This is a genomic window from Leuconostoc carnosum (assembly GCF_007954525.1).
In the GTDB taxonomy this organism is placed as follows: domain Bacteria; phylum Bacillota; class Bacilli; order Lactobacillales; family Lactobacillaceae; genus Leuconostoc; species Leuconostoc carnosum.
The window spans coordinates 237561-257788 of sequence record NZ_CP042374.1 but is presented as its reverse complement, the minus strand read 5'-3'; the positions used below and the strand labels follow the sequence as shown (position 1 = coordinate 257788).

Annotated in this window: 20 protein-coding genes; 19 read left to right on the top strand and 1 reads right to left on the bottom strand. The window is 37.4% G+C overall.

Translation table 11 applies throughout. The features are described from left to right. The first annotated feature begins 126 nt into the window (after positions 1-126). The 10 genes from lepA to FGL89_RS01150 all read left to right on the top strand — a co-directional run bounded on the left by lepA (position 127) and on the right by FGL89_RS01150 (position 10759). A complete protein-coding gene (gene lepA / locus FGL89_RS01195; protein ID WP_014974233.1) occupies positions 127-1980 on the top strand; it encodes a translation elongation factor 4 in 1854 nt (617 codons plus the stop codon). Next, positions 1964-2758, top strand: a complete 795-nt coding sequence (locus tag FGL89_RS01190; RefSeq protein WP_014974234.1) for a hypothetical protein — start codon at positions 1964-1966, stop codon at positions 2756-2758. The genes lepA and FGL89_RS01190 overlap by 17 nt, the downstream gene beginning before the upstream one ends. A 10-nt stretch (positions 2759-2768) precedes the next feature. After that, positions 2769-3842 carry a zinc-binding alcohol dehydrogenase family protein gene (locus tag FGL89_RS01185; protein WP_014974235.1) on the top strand — a complete coding sequence of 358 codons (1074 nt, stop codon included), beginning with the start codon at positions 2769-2771 and terminating at the stop codon, positions 3840-3842. Then, positions 3839-4714 carry a 50S ribosomal protein L11 methyltransferase gene (gene prmA, locus FGL89_RS01180; protein ID WP_014974236.1) on the top strand — a complete coding sequence of 292 codons (876 nt, stop codon included), beginning with the start codon at positions 3839-3841 and terminating at the stop codon, positions 4712-4714. The genes FGL89_RS01185 and prmA overlap by 4 nt, the downstream gene beginning before the upstream one ends. A gap of 2 nt (positions 4715-4716) precedes the next feature. Further along, entirely contained in the window at positions 4717-5454 is a 738-nt protein-coding gene (locus tag FGL89_RS01175; protein ID WP_014974237.1) for an RsmE family RNA methyltransferase, read from the top strand. Positions 5455-5545: 91 nt separating this feature from the next. Continuing rightward, a complete protein-coding gene (locus FGL89_RS01170; RefSeq protein WP_014974238.1) occupies positions 5546-5983 on the top strand; it encodes a hypothetical protein in 438 nt (145 codons plus the stop codon). 144 nt (positions 5984-6127) lie between these two features. Next, entirely contained in the window at positions 6128-7750 is a 1623-nt protein-coding gene (locus FGL89_RS01165) for an ABC-F family ATP-binding cassette domain-containing protein (RefSeq protein ID WP_014974239.1), read from the top strand. Positions 7751-7826: 76 nt separating this feature from the next. Continuing rightward, on the top strand, positions 7827-8987 hold the full coding sequence (locus FGL89_RS01160; RefSeq protein ID WP_014974240.1) for a hydroxymethylglutaryl-CoA synthase: 1161 nt from the start codon (positions 7827-7829) through the stop codon (positions 8985-8987). Between the two features lie 100 nt (positions 8988-9087). Next, positions 9088-9360 carry an ACT domain-containing protein gene (locus FGL89_RS01155; protein ID WP_014974241.1) on the top strand — a complete coding sequence of 91 codons (273 nt, stop codon included), beginning with the start codon at positions 9088-9090 and terminating at the stop codon, positions 9358-9360. A 55-nt stretch (positions 9361-9415) separates the two neighbouring features. Continuing rightward, a complete protein-coding gene (locus FGL89_RS01150; RefSeq protein ID WP_147000267.1) occupies positions 9416-10759 on the top strand; it encodes a PFL family protein in 1344 nt (447 codons plus the stop codon). A 39-nt stretch (positions 10760-10798) separates the two neighbouring features. Here the strand turns inward: FGL89_RS01150 and FGL89_RS01145 are convergent, their stop codons facing one another. After that, positions 10799-11239, bottom strand: coding sequence for a hypothetical protein (locus FGL89_RS01145; protein ID WP_014974243.1), 441 nt, complete (start codon positions 11237-11239; stop codon positions 10799-10801). Positions 11240-11403: 164 nt separating this feature from the next. Between FGL89_RS01145 and xerC the strand changes: the two genes are divergently transcribed. From xerC to FGL89_RS01100, 9 genes are all read left to right on the top strand, one after another. Beyond that, positions 11404-12306 (top strand): tyrosine recombinase XerC, encoded by a 903-nt coding sequence (gene xerC, locus FGL89_RS01140; protein ID WP_014974244.1) that lies wholly within the window; start codon positions 11404-11406, stop codon positions 12304-12306. Positions 12307-12364: 58 nt separating this feature from the next. Beyond that, on the top strand, positions 12365-13243 hold the full coding sequence (locus FGL89_RS01135) for an aldose 1-epimerase family protein (RefSeq protein WP_014974245.1): 879 nt from the start codon (positions 12365-12367) through the stop codon (positions 13241-13243). Between the two features lie 447 nt (positions 13244-13690). Then, positions 13691-14899, top strand: coding sequence for a tryptophan synthase subunit beta (gene trpB / locus FGL89_RS01130; protein ID WP_014974246.1), 1209 nt, complete (start codon positions 13691-13693; stop codon positions 14897-14899). After that, entirely contained in the window at positions 14892-15917 is a 1026-nt protein-coding gene (trpD, locus tag FGL89_RS01125; protein WP_014974247.1) for an anthranilate phosphoribosyltransferase, read from the top strand. Before trpB ends, trpD begins: the two co-directional genes overlap by 8 nt. Further along, entirely contained in the window at positions 15914-16699 is a 786-nt protein-coding gene (gene trpC / locus FGL89_RS01120) for an indole-3-glycerol phosphate synthase TrpC (protein ID WP_014974248.1), read from the top strand. The genes trpD and trpC overlap by 4 nt, the downstream gene beginning before the upstream one ends. A gap of 14 nt (positions 16700-16713) precedes the next feature. Continuing rightward, positions 16714-17307, top strand: coding sequence for a phosphoribosylanthranilate isomerase (locus FGL89_RS01115; RefSeq protein WP_014974249.1), 594 nt, complete (start codon positions 16714-16716; stop codon positions 17305-17307). Positions 17308-17369: 62 nt separating this feature from the next. After that, positions 17370-18137 (top strand): tryptophan synthase subunit alpha, encoded by a 768-nt coding sequence (gene trpA / locus FGL89_RS01110; RefSeq protein ID WP_014974250.1) that lies wholly within the window; start codon positions 17370-17372, stop codon positions 18135-18137. A gap of 106 nt (positions 18138-18243) precedes the next feature. Then, positions 18244-19611 carry an anthranilate synthase component I gene (gene trpE, locus FGL89_RS01105; protein WP_041773200.1) on the top strand — a complete coding sequence of 456 codons (1368 nt, stop codon included), beginning with the start codon at positions 18244-18246 and terminating at the stop codon, positions 19609-19611. Then, positions 19611-20174, top strand: coding sequence for an anthranilate synthase component II (locus FGL89_RS01100; RefSeq protein WP_014974252.1), 564 nt, complete (start codon positions 19611-19613; stop codon positions 20172-20174). Before trpE ends, FGL89_RS01100 begins: the two co-directional genes overlap by 1 nt. Positions 20175-20228 lie beyond the last annotated feature (54 nt).

Below are 20228 nucleotides of genomic sequence, written 5' to 3'. Positions count from 1 at the left end.
AAAAGCTTTGTATTTTAGAAAGCTTTTTTATTTTTGGTATAAGGCACGCTTTTTTAATACGCTTTCATGATAAAATAGATTATAGAAATACTAATTGAAAGTGCGCGCTGATTAGCGCTAAAAAATATGACAGACCTAAATTTAAAACAACTTAATGATCGCCAAAAACATATCCGTAATTTTTCCATTGTAGCTCACATTGATCATGGGAAATCAACAATAGCGGACCGTATTTTGGAACAAACACATACCGTAGCAGAACGTGATATGCAGAACCAATTGCTTGATACGATGGATCTGGAACGTGAGCGTGGTATTACTATCAAATTAAATGCTGTTGAAGTACATTATGATGCTAAAGATGGTGAAACGTACATTTTTCATTTAATTGATACACCAGGGCATGTTGATTTTTCTTATGAAGTTTCTCGCTCTTTAGCTGCTGCTGAAGGTGCTATTTTGGTTGTTGATGCTGCGCAAGGTGTCGAGGCCCAAACTTTAGCCAATGTGTATCTGGCTTTGGATAATAACTTGGAAATACTACCAGTAATTAATAAAATAGATTTACCAGCAGCTGATCCTGAAAAAGTTCGTGCAGAAATTGAGGATGTGATAGGTATTGATGCCTCAGAAGCCATATTGGCTTCTGCTAAAAAAAATATTGGAATTCCAGAATTATTAGAAAGAATCGTGACAGATTTACCAGCGCCAACTGGTGATATTGAAGCACCGCTACGTGCATTGATTTTTGATTCCGCCTATGATGCCTATCGAGGCGTGGTTGTTAACTTGCGTGTACGGGAAGGAATTGTTAAACCCGGTGACAAGATTCGCATGATGAATACTGGTGCAGAATACGAAGTGAATGAAGTTGGTGTGATGTCGCCAATAGCTCAAAAGCGTGATTATTTAATGGCGGGGGATGTTGGCTATTTGACAGCTGCAATCAAAGATATTCATACAACGCATTCCGGTGATACGATTACTTTGGTTAACAATCCTGCTAGCGAGCCATTATCAGGATATAAACAAATGACACCAATGGTTTATTCTGGTTTATATCCATCTGATAATGCGAAATACACAGATTTAAGAGATGCTTTAGAGAAGTTACAACTAAATGATGCCGCACTGGCATTTGAACCTGAAACCTCACAAGCATTGGGATTTGGTTATCGCGTTGGCTTCTTAGGTTTGCTACATATGGATGTTATCCAAGAGCGTTTAGAACGTGAATTTGATTTGGATTTGGTAACGACTGCACCTTCTGTTACTTATCGCGTGACCACCAATGATGATGAAATTATAGCTATTGAAAATCCATCTGAGTTACCAGAATCTTCAAAAATAAAGTCAATTGAAGAACCATATGTAGATGCACAAATCATGGTGCCTAATGACTATGTTGGTGCGGTTATGGAGTTGGCACAACGTAAGCGTGGTGAATTTGATACTATGGAGTACTTAGACGATACACGTGTGAATGTGAAATACAAAATACCTTTGTCAGAAATTATTTTTAATTTCTTCGATAAATTAAAGTCTAGTACCCGTGGTTATGCTTCATTAGATTATGACATTTCAGGTTATCGTCAATCAGATTTGGTTAAAATTGATATTTTACTTAATTCAGAAAAAGTGGATGCCTTAAGTTTTATTGTGCATCGTGACTTTGCCGCTGAACGTGGCCGCATTATTACATCGAAGTTAAAAGAAATCATTCCACGTCAAAACTTTGAAATTCCAGTACAAGCGGCAATTGGTGCTAAAATTTTGGCACGTACTAATATCAAGGCATATCGTAAAGATGTTACTTCTAAAATTCACACAGGTGATCCAGATCGACGTGCTAAATTACTGGATAAACAAAAGCGTGGTAAAGCGCGTATGAAGTCAGTGGGTACTGTAGATGTGCCGCAAGAAGCCTTTATGGCAGTGTTGAAAACGGAGGATGATGCACAATATGCCAAAGGAAATTAGTGAAAAACCACATTCTCGTATGGAACGTAATTGGTCCACCAGTAAACATAAAATGAGCAGATATACTAAAATATTGGCTATAGTTTCAGTGCTTATTATGTTAACTGTGATTGGTTTTGCCGTGGCAATTATTGGTTTTAATTATGATGGTGTGAGTCAAAATACACGTGAGAAGTTGGTTGAAAAAGACGCTCGAACTGTATTGGATTTTGGTTTGACTGGAGAGACAAGTGCTAAAAATGCTCAGTCAATTGTGTTGCTATCTAACGCGGCTTGGAAGAGCGAAATATCTGCTAGTATTCAGCATACGCTAAGCACGACACGAACGGTTGCTAATCAGGTCAATTTTGCTGGTAAAACTTATGATAAAAAGACGGTAATGTCTGATTTAGCTAATCATTATATGCAAACATTGCAAACCGATCGTGACTATAGTATCCAAAAAGTGTCATTTGATAAGTACCATAATGCTAAGGTTAATTATATTGTGACGCCAATTGATTTGCCAGCTGCACAAAAAAAGGTACAAAATGACGTTGACAAGATTTTAAAGCATGATGTTGGATCACTCAAAAAATTAAAATCTTCACAAATTAAATTAGTCGAATATGGCATGATATCTGATAATTGGGATCGTGTTTTACAAGGCAAAGTACCAACAGCTGATAAAAAGTCAGGTCAGTTTAACTTACTTTATTCTAGTCAGTGGCGGTCGCCAAGTTATCAAGCAACTAAAGCAAACTTAAATCAAATTTTGAATACAGGATTATCAGAATAAAGGAGTAGTTATGGCTTTTTTAGATAAATTAAAAAAAATATGGTCGCTTCGCCCAAGCCGCAAAATGCGTGCCATCGGTATTGAACATGCGTTATTAATTGATGCTCCGAATGTTTTTATTGAAAAAAGTGTTGCTCGTCCAAAGCCAAAAGCTCACGAATTGTTAGTTAAGGTTTCAGCAAGCGCAATTAATCCGGTTGATACTAAAATGCGCGCAGCGTATCAAAATGATGGTGAATTTCGTATTTTAGGTTTTGATGCAACTGGTGAAGTAATAGCAACCGGTGAAGAAGTAACTCAATTTGCGATTGGAGATTGTGTTTATTACGCTGGTGTGCAAATCAAACCCGGTTCTAACGCTGAATATCAAGTAGTCAATGAAGCATTAGTTGGGCAAGCACCAAAATCATTGACGACTGCGGAAATTGCGGCGCTGCCATTAACTTCAATTACGGCATCAGAAATTTTGACCGATGCTTTTGGATACGACATCACTGAAAATGCGGCACAAGGTAAAAGTATTTTAATTTTAAATGGCGCAGGTGGTGTTGGCTCAATATTAATTCAATTAGCAAAATATTTAGGTATGGTTGTCATTACGACAGCATCGCGTCCAGAGTCAGTGGCTTGGGTGAAAAATTTAGGGGCTGATTATATTTTAGATTATCATCAAAACTTACATGAACAATTACTTCAAATACAGCATGATAAAGTTGATCATATTGCCATATTACAAAATACAGATGCTTATTGGCCACTTGTTTTACAAACAATCAAGCCATTTGGTCGTATCGCATCAATTGTTGATACAACGGAGGCGGTTGATATTGCACCTCTGAAAAATATTGGCGCGCAATTTAGTTGGGTATTTATGTTTGCTAAGGGAAATTATGGTGTCTCGATGCAGACACAAGGTGATGCTTTAAATAGGATGAGTGAATTAGCTGACAGAGGAGTCATCCAATCAACATTAAATAAAACATATAATGGTTTAACAGTTGAGAATATCCAACAGGCAACTCGAGATGTTGAAGCGAATCATATGACTGGGAAAGTAGTTGTGACATATGAGGCAATCCAATGAACTGGCAATCTATAGCAATCACAACACAAAATGATGCCATTGAAGCTGTCTCAAATATTTTAATGTCAGCTGGTGCTGAAGGCGTTCAAATTGATGATAGTGATCAAATAAAAGTTATCGCATATTATGAGGATGACGCTAATTTACCGAAAACGATCAAACGAATCAAAACTGATTTATTCAATTTAAAATCATTTGACGTAGATCCTTCACCAGCAGAAATATTGATTAGTGGTGTGGCGCAGGCAGATTGGGAAAATAATTGGAAACAATATTATCATGCGCAACGTATAACGCGACATTTGACTGTAGTACCATCATGGGAAAGCTTTAAACCACAGCAAGATGATGAAATGCCCATTATCATGGATCCTAAACTTGCTTTTGGTACGGGAACACATGAAACGACAAAATTGATGATGCAAGCATTAGAAACTGTTGTTCGCGGCGGAGAATCAATGATTGATGTGGGTACTGGTTCTGGGGTTTTAGCTGTTGCGGCTAAACAACTAGGCGTGACTCAAGTTTTGGCAACAGATATTGATGACATGTCTGTATCAGTCGCCAGAGAAAATTTGGCTTTGAATCCGGTTGCTAGTGATATAACTGTTTTAACAAGTGATTTATTAGCAGATATTGAGACAACACCGGTCGATATTATCGTTGCTAATATTTTAGCAGATGTCATTGAACGCTTAATACCGCAAACGATACCACTATTGAAAAAAGGTGGTTATTTTCTAGTATCTGGTATCTACGATGCTATTGCACCACATATAGAAGATGAGTTACTCAAAAATGGCTATCAAATTGTTCAATCCTCACAAATGGGCGAATGGCATAGCTATATCACACAATTCGGGGAAGATTAGTTATGCAACGTTATTTTTTACAACAAACAATTGGGCACAAGATTGTTTTAACATCAGAACAAGATGCTTTTAAACATTTTGGTAAAGTTTTAAGGGCACGCATTGGATCTCAGGCGGAATTTGTCAGTCAGAATCAAAAAGTTGTCATTGGGGAAGTTACGGCAATTGATTCAGAAAAAATAACGCTTAAAGTAGTTTCTGAGTTGAATAATCAAGTTGAGTTACCAATTCAAGTGACATTAATCGTGTCCCCCTTAAAAAATGATCGTTCTGATTGGTTCGTCCAAAAGGCAACTGAGCTCGGCGTCCACAAGATTGTGTTTACTGATATGGAACGTACAGTATCTAATTGGCATAAACAGCAAGAAAAGAAACAAAATCGTTTACAAAAAATTGCTCAAGCTGCTGCTGAACAGTCACATAGGTTATTAATTCCTGAAATTACATTCTTATCTTGGCGAGAAATATTGTCACTACCTAAAATAAAGGGGCTTGTAGCTTGGGAAGAATCAGCACGAGATGGTGAAGTGGCGACACTAGTTCAGGCCGTTAACCAAGTGCCAAATGGCGAAGTTATGACGGTTCTTTTTGGACCAGAAGGTGGTTTGTCAATGACTGAAATTGACACACTTAAAAAATATGACTATCAGCCAGCCGGGTTAGGTCCGCGTATATTACGTGCTGAGACTGCGCCACTGTATGTATTGAGTGCTATGAGTGTCTTGCGAGAATTAAATTAATAGTTTATAATAATTAAAATAAATACTTTGTCACTAGGATAACTTTTTATGATTATAGTATTCTCATAAATTGTGCAAAGGGCGGTCGCGCATGCAAAAAAAGTTTAAAAAATACTATGGTAATCAATGGCTCGTAGCAATAGTGTTGGGGGTTTTGGTACCATTTGGTGCTCAATTACTCAATGTTAGTGGTTTAAATAAAGTTATCTGGCTTTATTTAGTTGTCAATAGTTCATACATGTTGTATCTTGGCTATATTACGCGTAAAAATGGTTTATTTCCGCTAGTCTTGCTAATAATGCCAGTGTTTTTTACTTTGATTTCAACTTTTTGGTTACGGTTAGTATCCCACCAATATGGTTTTTATTTTGGTCTACTGTATATTGTTCTTAGTTTATTCACATTTTTAGGAGATACACGTGATGATCCAGATGAAAATATGATTCCAGTTGAAGGCGGTTTTCATGGGTTGACAGAAGCAGGTGATGAAAAATATGCAGTCCCTGTTGATGGTGGCTTTCAATCTTAACAGGCTTAATTTATATTACTCGTTTGATTAGTAGTAGTTAAAAAGCGCGACGTTTCGCGCTTTTTCTGGTATAGTTATAGAAGGTATTTTTACATAAATCATGTTTATTAATATTGAATATGTTTTAAATTGGAGGAGAAAATAGTGATTACAGTATCAGATATGAGTTTTAGTTTTGCTGGTCCTAAATTATATCAAGACGTGAACTTAAAGCTCACGCCTGGTAATACATATGGTATTATCGGAGCTAATGGCGCCGGGAAATCAACATTTTTAAAGTTATTACAAGGTGAATTACAAGCTACAGAAGGCGTTATCGCGATTGGTGACGGTGAGAGAATGTCATCTTTGCAGCAGGATCATTTTGCTTTTGATGGATTTACAGTTCTTGATACGGTTATCCAAGGTCATAAGCGTTTATATGAAGTGAAAACAGAAATGGACGCTATTTATGCTAAACTTGATTTTAACGATGAAGATGGTGTGCGCGTAGCAGATTTAGGTGCAGAATTTGAAGAACTAGATGGGTGGAATGCCGAAGTTGAAGCAGGTCAACTCTTAAATAAACTAGGTATTTCTGATGATATGCAGTATACCATGATGAGTGAGCTGACAGAAAATGATAAAGTTAAGGTTTTGTTAGCCCAAGCATTATTTGGAAATCCTGATATTTTAATTTTAGATGAACCAACAAACGGACTTGATGTGCAAACAATTAATTGGTTAGAAGACTTTTTAGCTGACTTTCCTAATTTAGTGATTGTTGTATCCCACGATCGTCATTTTCTGAATGCAGTGTCAACGAATATTTTGGATGTGGACTTTGGTAAAATCACACCATTTGTGGGAAATTATGATTTTTGGCGTGAATCATCTGAATTAGCACAACGTTTGGCGTCACAACAAAACGCTAAAAAAGAAGAGCAAATTAAACAATTGCAAGAATTCGTGGCACGCTTTTCTGCTAATGCTTCAAAATCTAAGCAAGCAACTGCGCGTAAAAAGCAATTAGATAAGATCACATTGGATGATATTAAACCTTCGTCACGTAAATATCCATTTATTAGTTTCCCAATCAATCGAGAAATGGGAAATGATATGATACGTGTTGAAAATATTTCCAAGACAATTGACGGTGAGCAAGTATTAAGTAATATTTCGTTTATTGGACGTCCGGGCGACAAAATTGCTATTTTATCACAATCTGATTTAGCGACGACGACATTAATGCAAATTATTGCTGGTACTCTAACGCCAGATACAGGTACTGTAACTTGGGGAGTGACAACGTCACAATCTTATATTGCCAAAGATTTGAATGATAATTTTGATAATCAGGATTTGACTATTTTAGATTGGCTTAGAGATTTTGCCGAAGAAGAACAAAAGGACAACACAAGTCTTCGTGGCATGCTCGGACAAATGTTATTCCGCGGTGATGATTCACTCAAGGAAATAAAAGTACTCTCAGGTGGTGAAAAAGTCCGTATTACATTAGCTAAAATGATGTTGTTGAAGGCTAATGTTTTATTGATGGATGATCCAACCAATCATTTAGATTTAGAATCAATTCAATCATTAAATGACGCGGTGGTTAACTTTAAGGGTGGTATTATCATAACATCACACGATCATGAATTCTTAGCAACGACAGCTAATCATGTCATTGAGGTGTCTGGTAAAGGCGCAGTTGATCGTGTAGATACGACTTATGACGAATTTATTTCAACTGAAAGTATTCAAGAAAAAGTCAAAGAATTATACTAACCATCTGTAACCGGTTTATGAGGGCGTCTAATGGCGCTTTTTTTCATGATATAATATCAACTAGAGGATTTAAAATATGACAATTGGTATTGATAAAATAGCGTTTTATACACCAAAATATGTATTGGATTTAATCGAATTGGCAAAAGTACGTGGCGATGAACCTGAGAAATATACTATTGGCATTGGTCAAGATAAACAATCAGTTGTTCCAAATTATGAAGATATTGTTACTATGGGGGCAAATGCAGCATCCAAAATTATTGACGATACTGATCGACAATTAATTGATAGTGTTATTTTAGCCACAGAATCAGGTATTGATAATTCCAAATCTGGTGCCATTTATATTCAGAGGCTTTTAAATTTATCAGAATTTACACGGACAATTGAACTCAAGCAAGCCTGCTATGCGGGGACTTATGGCTTAATGCAGGCGCGTGACTATGTGGCGGCACATCCAGGACGACGAGTTTTAGTTATTGCTTCAGATATTGCGCGTTACGGTTTAGCGACACCAGGTGAGGTCACACAAGGTGCTGGGGCTATCGCAATGATTATCTCAGATAATCCAAAAATTGCATCTATAAACACAGATTCAGTTTATATGAGTGCTGAACGTGCTGATTTTTGGCGACCTTTAGATCGGACGCAGGCGCTAGTTGATGGACATTTATCAACAGATATTTACAAAGAAATGTTTCTAACATTATGGCAACGCTATTGCACCAAAACGCAACAAACAATCAGTGATTTTTCTGGTTTTGCTTTTCATTTACCCTATACAAAGATGGGGAAGAAGGCGCTGGATGAGGTGCTAGATCAAGCAACTGCAGAACAACAAGTTAACTTAATGGAAAAGTTAAAAGCGAGTCAACAATTGAGCCGTCAAGTAGGCAATATATATACAGGATCAGTATATCTCAGTTTATTATCACTGCTGAGTTATTCAGATAAGTTGCAATCTGGTGAAAAAATAGCAATTTTTAGTTATGGATCAGGTGCAGAGGCTGAACTGTATTCTATCACTTTACAAGAAAATTTTACTGAATATGTGCCAAGAAAGTCTGTCAAACAATTACTTGAAGGTCGCCAAAAACTATCTGTTAGTGAGTATGAAGCAGTGTTTAATTCACAATTGTTTGATTCACATGTTAATGTTAAATCAGAAGCTGTATCTGGTGTGACACAATTTCAATTTTTGGGATGGCAGAATGGTGAGCGTGTTTATGCATAAAATGTCATATTTATGACATGTAGACAGTATATGTATGATAAAATAATGTTACTGTAAAAATATTGCATATTTTCAAATAACTTATAAAGAGGAAGAAATCTTGGCAAAAGCTGTTGTAACCGTAGTAGGAAAAGACCAACCAGGTATCATCGCTGGTGTAGCGCAAACTTTAGCAACTCATAACATTAATATTTTAGATGTTTCCCAGACAATTATGTCGGATATTTTTACTATGAGTATGCTAGTGAATTTGGAAAAACTAGATGAAGAGTTCAATGCTTTGCAGGATGATTTGAATGCAGTTGGTGACAAGCTTGGTGTAACAATTCACACACAACGTGAGGAAATTTTTGATGCGATGAGTCGTGTCTAAAGTCCTTTTTATATTTCCTTATTAGTGTTTTAATAAATAAACATCAGGAGTAAACATGGAAACAAATCAAATAACAGAAACTATTAATATGGTTGCTGAAGAACATTTAGATATTCGTACGGTAACAATGGGTATTTCATTATTAGATACTATTGCCGGCACACCACAAGAGACTGCTAAAAATATTTATACTAAAATTACGACTTATGCAGAAAAATTAGTATCAGTTGCACAGCAAATTGAACGAGAATTTGGTATTCCAGTCACAAATAAACGGATTAGTGTAACGCCTATTGCGCTCATTGCTGGAAAGGCATCTCCAGACGACATGCTTTACTATGCTCACGCGCTCGATGATGCAGCTAAGGCGGTTGGTGTTGACTTTATCGGTGGTTATTCTGCTCTTGTTCAAAAAGGATTTGCGAACGGTGATTTAGCGTTAATTAAATCGATTCCTCGTGCCTTAACTGAAACAGATCTTGTGATGTCAAGTATCAATATTGGGTCAACCAAAGCAGGCATTAATCTAGATGCTATCAAACTTATGGGAGAAACAATTAAAGCTATTACGGATAAATCTGATACGGCTAATGCTAAAATGGTTGTTTTTGCTAATGCTGTTGAGGACAATCCTTTTATGGCAGGTGCTTTTCATGGTGTGAGTGAACCAGACGTTGTGATAAATGTTGGTGTTTCAGGCCCTGGGGTAGTTAAACGCGCACTTGAAAAGGTTCAAGGAGAACCCATTCAGGTTGTTGCAGAAACAGTTAAGAAAACAGCCTTTAAAATTACTAGAGTCGGTCAGGTAGTCGGCACATTAGCTGCTGAGCGATTAGGTGTTGAGTTTGGCATTGTTGATCTCAGTTTGGCACCAACACCAGCACGTGGAGATTCTGTTGCGGAAGTTCTAGAAGAAATTGGCTTAGAGATGGTCGGAACTCATGGTACAACGGCCGCCCTCATGTTGTTGAATGATGCTGTTAAAAAGGGTGGCGTGATGGCCTCACAGCGTGTTGGTGGCTTATCTGGTGCTTTTATTCCAGTTTCAGAAGATGCTGGTATGATTGATGCTGTAAAGGCTGGGGTTCTGTCACTGGCTAAACTAGAGGCAATGACTTCTGTGTGTTCGGTTGGCTTAGATATGATAGCCATTCCAGGAGATACAGCAGCCACAACCATTTCTGCTATGATTGCTGATGAAGCAGCTATTGGTGTTCAAAATAATAAAACAACTGCTGTTCGTATTTTGCCAACTAATGGTACAAAAGTTGGTGATATGGTCGATTATGGCGGGTTGCTAGGAACAGCACCTGTGATGCAAGTTGTCGAAAAATCAAGTGCTAACTTTATCAATCGTGGCGGTCATATTCCAGCACCAATTCATTCATTTAAAAATTAATCAATAAAAAAGCAAATTCATTATGAATTTGCTTTTTTATTATTGTAACTTTTGCTGTTTCACTGCTGTAATAGGTTGATTGTTATTTGAGTTAGCTTGTATTGTCATAATGATAATATAACCTAACAAAATAATGATAATGGTGGCTGCTAATACACGTGCAGGATGATGAAAAAAAGATTGTGTTATTGACTTTAACCGACTGGAAACTGTATGGCTATCATCATTTCCTTCAGAAATCGATGCGTTGACAGCATACGCAAAACTTTCAGAATCAACTGATTTAGCGGATGATTCATAGGGTACAAGTGCGATATCACGTGTTTTTACTTGTTGTGTTGGTGCGGCTGACTCGTGATATTGATCGCGGTTAGATAAGATGTTTTGTCGAAAGTCAGCAATATTAACCAACACGGCATGTTGTAATGATAAAAAGCTATCGTAAAGTCGTTCGATTGGTGTCTGTACAGGTATCTTCATAAGAGGTCTCCTATGTGCTATTTATTTTGAAATATTGTAATATAGTTACTCCTAATATAATAATATAAAAAAAACTTGTGTTAATGTGGATGTTTGCGGGATTATAAGGAAATTAAAGTGTTCTTAATATTTATATTTCGAGTGGTCGCGCGTATAATAAAGTTATGTTAACAAGAGAACAACAACTATATCATGATTATCTGGTTTCGGAAAGACAGTACTCACCACAAACTGTAAAGGCATACTTAACAGACATTGAAGAGTTTCTAGTTTTTTTAGAGAACAATGGTGGATTTACAACCTTTAATGATGTTCAGTCTTTAGATGTTCGCGTTTACTTAAATGATCTGTATAATCGCGTGTTAGCACGCACAACCATTTCTCGAAAAATTAGCAGTCTGCGGATGTTTTATCAATTTATGGTGACAAATCAATTTGTAGGTGATAATCCATTTGAAAATGTTGCGCTGCGCAAGCATCAAAATCATTTACCAGAATTCTTTTATGAGACAGAAATGACGGCACTTTTTGATGTGGCATATCAACCTGATGATGCGCTGTGGCAACGAAATGCGGCTTTATTAGAATTCTTATATGCCACAGGTGCCCGTGTGACTGAGATTGCCACCTTAAAGATATCTCAATTAGACTTCGATCAACGACTTGTTTTGATTCATGGTAAAGGTAATAAGGACAGATACGTACCTTTTGGTCACTTTGCTGCACAGTCTATGCGTGAGTATTTAACCACATTACGACCAGAATTAACAGCTAAGAAAGTGCATGATGTCGTTTTTGTGAATCATAGAGGAGAGCCGATAACAGCTGCGGGGATTACATACATTTTAAATGAGTTAATGAAACGGTCAACATTAACTGGAAAAATTCATCCTCACATGTTACGACATACTTTTGCTACGCATTTACTCAACCACGGCGCTGATATGCGTACAGTTCAAGAGCTTCTAGGACATGTTAATTTATCAACAACACAGATGTATACACATGTTACGCGAGAAAGTTTACAGAAAAATTACCGTTCTTTTTTTCCACGTGCAAAAAAATAGTAATAAAGGTTTAACAGTAGTAACATTTTAGTTAAAAATTTGGTAGAATATAGATATTATGATTATACTTGAAAATGATGATTTAAAAATTCAGATCAACGAAGAAGGTGCTGAACTGACTAGTGTTTGGCACAAAAAAGCAGAACTAGAATATATTTGGGTTGGCGATCCCAAATATTGGGGGCGTCATGCCTCTAATTTGTTCCCAATTGTCGGCCGTTTACGTGGTGATCAATTTAAGGTTGATGGAGAAACATACTTCATGAACCAACATGGATTTGCTCGGAATACACTTTTTGATGTGATTGAACACAGTGACAATCACGCTCTTTTTCGTATTCACGATACTGACTCGACAAAGCGTATCTATCCATTTAGTTTCCGATTTGATATTCAATATGATTTAACAGATGATAACGAACTTAAAATTGCTTACATCGTTACAAATACAGATACAGAAGAGTCACTATTCTTTAGTGTAGGTGGACATCCGGCATTTAACTTGCCACTAGATGGTGGAAAATTCTCGGATTACTATGTATCAATTGAACCGGAAAAATTGTATGAGCGAGTACGGTTAACAGGACCGTATTCTAATCCGAATACACCAACTGACTTTAATGCCAGTATTCCGCTACGTCTCAAGCAAGAAGATTACCATGATGATGCGATTATTTTAAGATTACAACGACAAAAAACATCATTCTTGTTAGCTCGGTTAGCAAATCAACATGGTTTACGTTTGACGGTCGATAATGCACAATTCTTAGGCATTTGGACACCAGCTGGAAAAGAAGCGCCTTTTATTGCACTTGAGCCTTGGTGGGGAATTGCTGATACTGTTGATTCAACTGGTAATTTTAAAGAGAAGTTTGGTGTCAATGTTTTGGCTGCAGGCGATACTTTTAATGGTACTTATAGTATGCAATTCTTCTAAATCTACTTATGTGAGAATAATATTAGATTTTATTTATCTAAATAAAGGTATTTTAAGATAAAGTATTGACATAATGCTAATTTAGTTTTAATATAATTAATAACAATTTAATCGTCCAAATAAACCGATGAGATGGAGATCAAACCAATTGTGCGCGTACAGGGAACCTAGGGTACTGAGAGCTAGGTCGAACGCAGGTTGGCAAATGGACCATCGAGGGTCCGTTGAAAGCATTTATTGCGAGTAGGCGAGAACGTGAGGCATACGTGAGTTGTCAGATTTGTGTTAGCAAGTTGTGGAGGGCGATATACCAAGTCTTTTTGTGTACTTAGTATATCGAAATCAGGTGGCACCGCGGGAAACCGTCCTGAAAATATTGTGATGAGCAAATATTTTCAGGACGGTTTTTTATTTGCTTTGATTACGTGTTCTTAAAAGGAGAATCTGATGGCGAACAACTTATCGATACACAACAAACGCGGTTATTACGGGCAATATGGTGGTCAATTCATTCCTGAATTGTTAATGCCTGCAGTGGAAGCTGTTGCTGATGCATTTAATCATTATAAAAATGATCCGCAATTTAAAGCAGAATTACAAGATCTTTTTGATAATTACGCCAACCGCCCATCATTACTTTATCATGCTAAGTGTATGTCCGATGATCTTGGTGGTGCACAAATCTATTTTAAACGTGAAGATTTGAATCACACGGGCGCTCATAAAATTAACAATGTTTTGGGTCAAGCTTTGATTGCTAAAAAAATGGGAAAAACGCGTTTAATAGCTGAAACTGGTGCTGGGCAACATGGTGTTGCGACAGCTACTGCTGCTGCATTGTTTGGCATGGATGCTGAAATATTTATGGGTAAAGAAGATACGGATAGACAAGCTTTAAATGTTTATCGTATGAAGTTACTTGGTGCTAAAGTACATGCCGTAGAAACTGGAACACAGGTATTAAAAGATGCTGTTAACGCAACATTTCAAGACTGGACGAAGCGAATTGATGATACATTTTATGTACTTGGGTCAGCAGTTGGACCATATCCTTTTCCTGAAATGGTTAAGTATTTCCAATCAGTGATTAGTGAAGAAGCGCGTCAACAATTTTTAGATCAGACTGGCAAATTGCCGGATGCTGTGATTGCTGCAGTCGGTGGTGGTTCTAATGCCATTGGTGCTTTCGCAAAATTTATTGATGATCCAGATGTCACACTAATTGGTGTTGAAGCAGCTGGGAAAGGAATTCATACTAGGGAAACAGCGGCTACAATCGCTAATGGTTCTGACGGTATTTTTCACGGTATGAAATCAAAATTTTTACAATCAAATGATGGGCAAATTGATGCTGTGTATAGCATCTCAGCTGGTTTAGATTACCCTGGTATCGGTCCAGAACATGCCTATTTGGCAGACAGTCAACGTGCACAATATGTGCCAATTACAGATGATGAAGCAGTAACTGCATTTGAATATATTGCACGCACCGAAGGGATCATAGCAGCAATTGAAAGTACACATGCTGTTGCTTATGCTATGAAACTTGCCCCAACAATGAGACCAGATCAACAAATTATGGTTAATCTCAGCGGTCGCGGTGACAAAGATGTAGCTGCTATTGCTCGATATAAAGGAGTTAATATTGATGAGTAATATAAGTGAAGCACTCAAATTATTATCATTGCGTCGAGATTTATCCGCAGAAACGGCGGAAAGCGTAATGAATGACGTGATGGATGGTCATGTTTCTAATTATGAAATTGCTGCGTATTTGATGGGATTGTCGGTAAAAAATGAGTCAATTCCTGAAATTGTTGGTTCAGCTAAAGCGATGATAAGTCACGCGGTTAAAATTGCGCCAGAGTTTGATGCAATGGACATTGTAGGCACTGGCGGTGATTTTGCTCATACATTTAACATTTCAACCACATCAAGTTTTATTGTGGCAGCTGCAGGTGTTCCGGTAGCTAAGCATGGTAATCGTGCAGCCAGTTCAAAATCTGGTACGGCAGATGTATTGGAGAACTTGGATATTAAAATCAGTTTAACGCCAAAACAAGCAACAGCTGTTTTAAATCAAGTGGGGCAAACTTTTCTGTTTGCGCAATCTTTTCACCCATCGATGAAAATTGTTGGTCCGATTCGAAAGGCTCTGGGTGTGCGTACGGTGTTTAATATTCTTGGTCCTCTGACGAACCCTACAAGACCACGTAAAATGTTACTAGGTGTTTATTCAAAACATTTACTAGTACCACTGGCTCATGTTTTATCTGAATTAGGTGTGAGTGAAGCTATTCTGATTCACGGTCAAGATGGTTTAGATGAAGTCACTATGACAACCAAAACTGATATGGTTAGACTTCATAATGGTAATATCACAGAGACAATATTTGATCCGTATGATTATGGATTTCAGTATGTGACTGCTAGTGAATTGCAAGGCGGTAGTCCAGCTGAGAACGCAATTATTACGCAGCGTATTCTACGCAGGGAAATACAAGGAGCTAAGAAAGATATTGTTATTGTAAATGCTGGAGTGGCCTTATATACTGCTGGCATACGAGAAACATTATCAGAGAACATTGCGTTAGCACGTGAGGTATTGGAAAGTGGTTTAGCCTACCAACAACTCATTAAAATGCAAAAAGTGACGCAGGCGGTATTTATATGATTTTGGACGAATTAGTAGCAACAACAAGACGCAACATGCGAAAACGACAGCAATTAATACCATTAGAAGCCTTAAAATTACAAGTTGATAAACTCAACATTATTCGCGTATTTCCTTTTGAGCAAGCGCTTAGAGCACCACATATGTCTGTTATTGCTGAAATTAAACAAGCATCCCCATCAAAAGGGCAAATCATTCCAGCATCGAACTTTGATTACATATCGATTGCTAAAGATTATGAAGCAGCTCAAGTGGACCTGATTAGTGTATTAACAGAAGAAGCATATTTCAAAGGATCTCTTGCTATCTTAACATCTGTCTCTCAGTCTGTCGCAACACCTGTTCTCCGCAAAGATTTCACTATTGACGAATATATGATTTATGAAGCAAAGATGGCAGGTGCATCAGTTATATTATTGATTGTAGCTATTCTAGATGATGATCAATTAAGAGCGTATTTAGATCTGGCTGATAAATTAGGATTATCGGTTATTGTGGAAACCCATAATGAAAACGAAATTGCACGAGCAATTGCCGCACATGCCAAAATCATTGGTGTTAATAATCGTAATTTGAAAGATTTCACAGTTGATTTTAACCATACACAACGTTTGCGAGCATTGGTACCAAAAGATGTTTTATTTATAGCTGAATCAGGTATTAAAACACGTCATGATGTTGAGCAATTAGAATTAGTACATGTGAATGGTATTTTAGTCGGCGAAACCTTTATGAGAGCCAACGACAAAATTGCAAAAATTAGGTCATTATTTCAAGGATAAAGGAGAGAATGAGTATGACGAAAATCAAACTTTGTGGTAACTTTCGAGCAGAAGATGCTGATTTATTAAATCTTGTTCAACCAGATATGGCTGGCATGATTTTTGTTCCAAACCAGCGACGAACTGTCAATATTCAGGCAGCTCTAGCGATACGTGCAAGATTGGATAGCAATATCCCATTGTTTGGGGTATTTAAGAATCAGAATATTGATGATATATTAAGCATTTTTGAAACAGATATGATTCAAGGTGTCCAGCTCCACGGCGATGAGTCAGAATTGGATGTTGAGTTGCTTCAGAAAAAAGATATTCCTGTTATCAAAGTTAGAACACCAGAGCAAGTGTTATTACCAACATCTGCTAATTATTTATTGTTAGATGAGAGTGCCGGATCAGGAAAAGTATTTGATTGGCGAATGGTACCACCAAAGTCTTTTCGTCAACAACCATTAATCCTAGCTGGTGGCTTAACACCAGCTAATTTACAGGCAATCATTGATCAAACTCATCCTGATGTCGTTGATATATCAAGTGGTGATGAAACCAATGGCATTAAAAATTTAGATAAGATGCGTACGCTGGTACAGATTGCACATAAGAATGTGTGAATATGGCGTTGTGAGCTAGAGAGGCTTTGTTAGAAATATATTTAGACATTGTTGGAGAAAAAATGACAGTAAAAAGAATAGAAGATGTTTTAAAATCAGGGAAGGGATTCATAGGATTTACTGTAGCTGGTGATCCTGATTTTAATAAAAGTGTGGATTATATTGTGACTTTAGCAGAAGCTGGGGCTGATGTTGTAGAAATAGGAATTGCTTTTTCTGATCCATCAGCTGATGGACCAACTATTATGCAGGCTGATCTGCGGGCTGCTCAATCTGGCTCAACTACTGAAAAAATATTTTCATTAGTTGAAGCGGTTCGTCAACGGACACAAGTCCCACTTGCTTTTCTGACCTACACTAATCCTGTGTATAAATATGGCTACGAGGCTTTCTTAACGAAAATGCAGGCATTGGATGTTCAAGGTATTATTATGCCAGACATGCCACTTGAAGAACAGTCAGAATTTGTGACGCTAGCGGAAAAATATGACCGTTCATTTATTCAATTAGTGACACTCAAATCTGGTGAACGTATCCCCGATATTGTGAAACGGGCGTCAGGATTTATTTATGTAGTGAGTTCTCTTGGTATTACAGGGGCGCGTCATAAAATTACGACAGCAGCTAGTGAGGTAATTAGACAAATTAGGCGTTACACTGATATCCCAACAGCGGTGGGCTTTGGCATTAGTCAGCCAGAGCAAGTTGCACAATTTCATGACAGCGAAGCGGTAATTGTTGGTTCAGCAATCGTTAAAATCATTGAACAACATCCTTATGATGCTGAGCAGCCATTATTTGATTTTGTGAAAAGAATGAAAAATACTTGATATCCACCAATGAACTGAAGGTGACAATATTTGTCAATTTAGGCGAGTAACTATAAGAGTGGAGGAAAAATGTATGTTGAAATCAACATACATTTTGAATAAAAGCATGCAATATACTAAAATAATTAATTCAGATACGATTAGTGTGATCAGCGCCTACTTACGTCTGAGAGGGAAGCATACCTTTCTACTAGAGTCAGTGCCTGACATGAATGAGAAAGCGCGTTATTCAATTATTGCCTTGAATCCTGAACATGAGTTTCAAGCAACCGGGACAAAAATCGTTATTGATGGCCAAGTGCAAGCTAACCAAGATCCTTTGCAGGCACTGAACGATTTAGTAGTTAATGAAGCATCAATTGGTGATGACCTGCCATTTCATGGGGGGGCAATTGGGTATGTTGGTTTTGATACCATAGCCACCTATGAAATGTTAGGTAAAATACCAAAAGATAATTTAGATATGCCAGATATTCATATGTTTTTGTACGAAACATTTATTGTATTTGACCATCAAAAAGAAATAATAACCATGGTGGCAAACAATGTCTATTCTCAATGTGATGAAGTACAGTTACATCGCAGATTAGCAGAAATAGAAGGACGATTACACCAGCAAGTCGATGCTGAATTAGCACATGTAAAATTGCAGCATATTGAACCTAAATCTAATTTAACGCAAGCACAGTTTACAGCGATTGTTGATCGTACGAAGCAATTGATTACAGACGGTGATATGTTTCAAATGGTGCCATCACAACGTTTTAATTTTGATTTTAACGATGATCCCTTTGATTTTTATCGTCAACTACGTCGTACCAATCCGTCACCTTACATGTATTACATGGATTTTGGCGAGGCACAGGTAGTCGGCTCATCCCCAGAGAGTCTAGTAACTGTCCGCGGTGACATCGTGACAACAAACCCAATTGCTGGGACTCGAAAACGTGGCACCAATTCAGCATTAGATTTAAAAAATGAAAATGATCTTGCACATGACGAAAAAGAATTAGCCGAACACAAAATGTTAGTGGACCTTGGACGTAATGATATCGGAAAAGTATCTGAATATGGTAGCGTTAAAGTCACTAAATTGCTAGCGGTTGAAAGATATCGCTATGTTATGCACTTAGTATCAGAAGTACAAGGAAAATTACGACCAAATACACCGGCTATTGCAGCATTAAAAGCGACACTACCTGCAGGAACAGTGAGTGGTGCACCGAAAGTGCGTGCTTTACAGCGTATTTATGAGATGGAACCAGTTAAACGTGGTGTCTATGCAGGAGCGATTGGGTACTTATCGCGAGATAATCAAATGGATTTTGCGATTGCTATCCGTACGATGATCGTCAAAAATAAGCAGGGCTATGTTCAAGCAGGTGCAGGAATAGTTTATGATTCGATACCAGAAAATGAATATCAAGAAACATTTAATAAAGCGGCTGCTTTATTAAACATGGGGGATGTATGATGATTTTATTAGTTGATAACTACGATTCATTCACTTACAATTTAGCGCAAATCATCGGGCAAATCACCGATTTAGTTGTTTTAAGACATGATGATAAGCGATTATATGAAGTTGCTGATCAAGCTGCTGGTATTATTTTTTCGCCAGGTCCCGGAACACCTGATAAAGCAGGTGAAATGGAAAATATGGTGAGACATTATGCAAAAAGTAAACCGATGTTAGGTATCTGTTTGGGACATCAAGCAATAGGCGAGGTCTTTGGCGGGAAAATAATTCATGCATCAGAAGTTAAACATGGTAAAGTATCACAGATGTTAACGGCTAAAGCTTCTCAATTATGGACAGCAGCAAGCATTGATGTCATGCGTTATCATTCATTAATTATTGACAAAAACAATGTTCCTAAACATTTTAAAATCACCGGTATTGCAGCAGATGACCATCAAATCATGGCGATGCAACATGACACGTTACCAATTTTTGGATTACAGTTTCACCCAGAATCCATTGGTACGCCTGAGGGGGCGGCTATAATTAAACAGTTTGTAGCTATAACTCGCTAATTGTTTAAAGATTAAAAAGATATTGGATAACTTAAAATTCAATATCTTTTTTAT

Excerpts from the sequence above, each read along its gene's own strand:
- lepA (WP_014974233.1), top strand. The coding sequence starts at position 127 with ATGACAGACCTAAATTTAAAACAACTTAATGATCGCCAAAAACATATC.
- FGL89_RS01190 (WP_014974234.1), top strand. The coding sequence starts at position 1,964 with ATGCCAAAGGAAATTAGTGAAAAACCACATTCTCGTATGGAACGTAAT.
- FGL89_RS01185 (WP_014974235.1), top strand. The coding sequence starts at position 2,769 with ATGGCTTTTTTAGATAAATTAAAAAAAATATGGTCGCTTCGCCCAAGC.
- prmA (WP_014974236.1), top strand. The coding sequence starts at position 3,839 with ATGAACTGGCAATCTATAGCAATCACAACACAAAATGATGCCATTGAA.
- FGL89_RS01175 (WP_014974237.1), top strand. The coding sequence starts at position 4,717 with ATGCAACGTTATTTTTTACAACAAACAATTGGGCACAAGATTGTTTTA.
- FGL89_RS01170 (WP_014974238.1), top strand. The coding sequence starts at position 5,546 with ATGCAAAAAAAGTTTAAAAAATACTATGGTAATCAATGGCTCGTAGCA.
- FGL89_RS01160 (WP_014974240.1), top strand. The coding sequence starts at position 7,827 with ATGACAATTGGTATTGATAAAATAGCGTTTTATACACCAAAATATGTA.
- FGL89_RS01150 (WP_147000267.1), top strand. The coding sequence starts at position 9,416 with ATGGAAACAAATCAAATAACAGAAACTATTAATATGGTTGCTGAAGAA.
- FGL89_RS01145 (WP_014974243.1), bottom strand. The coding sequence starts at position 11,239 with ATGAAGATACCTGTACAGACACCAATCGAACGACTTTACGATAGCTTT.
- xerC (WP_014974244.1), top strand. The coding sequence starts at position 11,404 with ATGTTAACAAGAGAACAACAACTATATCATGATTATCTGGTTTCGGAA.
- FGL89_RS01135 (WP_014974245.1), top strand. The coding sequence starts at position 12,365 with ATGATTATACTTGAAAATGATGATTTAAAAATTCAGATCAACGAAGAA.
- trpB (WP_014974246.1), top strand. The coding sequence starts at position 13,691 with ATGGCGAACAACTTATCGATACACAACAAACGCGGTTATTACGGGCAA.
- trpD (WP_014974247.1), top strand. The coding sequence starts at position 14,892 with ATGAGTAATATAAGTGAAGCACTCAAATTATTATCATTGCGTCGAGAT.
- trpC (WP_014974248.1), top strand. The coding sequence starts at position 15,914 with ATGATTTTGGACGAATTAGTAGCAACAACAAGACGCAACATGCGAAAA.
- FGL89_RS01115 (WP_014974249.1), top strand. The coding sequence starts at position 16,714 with ATGACGAAAATCAAACTTTGTGGTAACTTTCGAGCAGAAGATGCTGAT.
- trpA (WP_014974250.1), top strand. The coding sequence starts at position 17,370 with ATGACAGTAAAAAGAATAGAAGATGTTTTAAAATCAGGGAAGGGATTC.
- trpE (WP_041773200.1), top strand. The coding sequence starts at position 18,244 with ATGCAATATACTAAAATAATTAATTCAGATACGATTAGTGTGATCAGC.
- FGL89_RS01100 (WP_014974252.1), top strand. The coding sequence starts at position 19,611 with ATGATTTTATTAGTTGATAACTACGATTCATTCACTTACAATTTAGCG.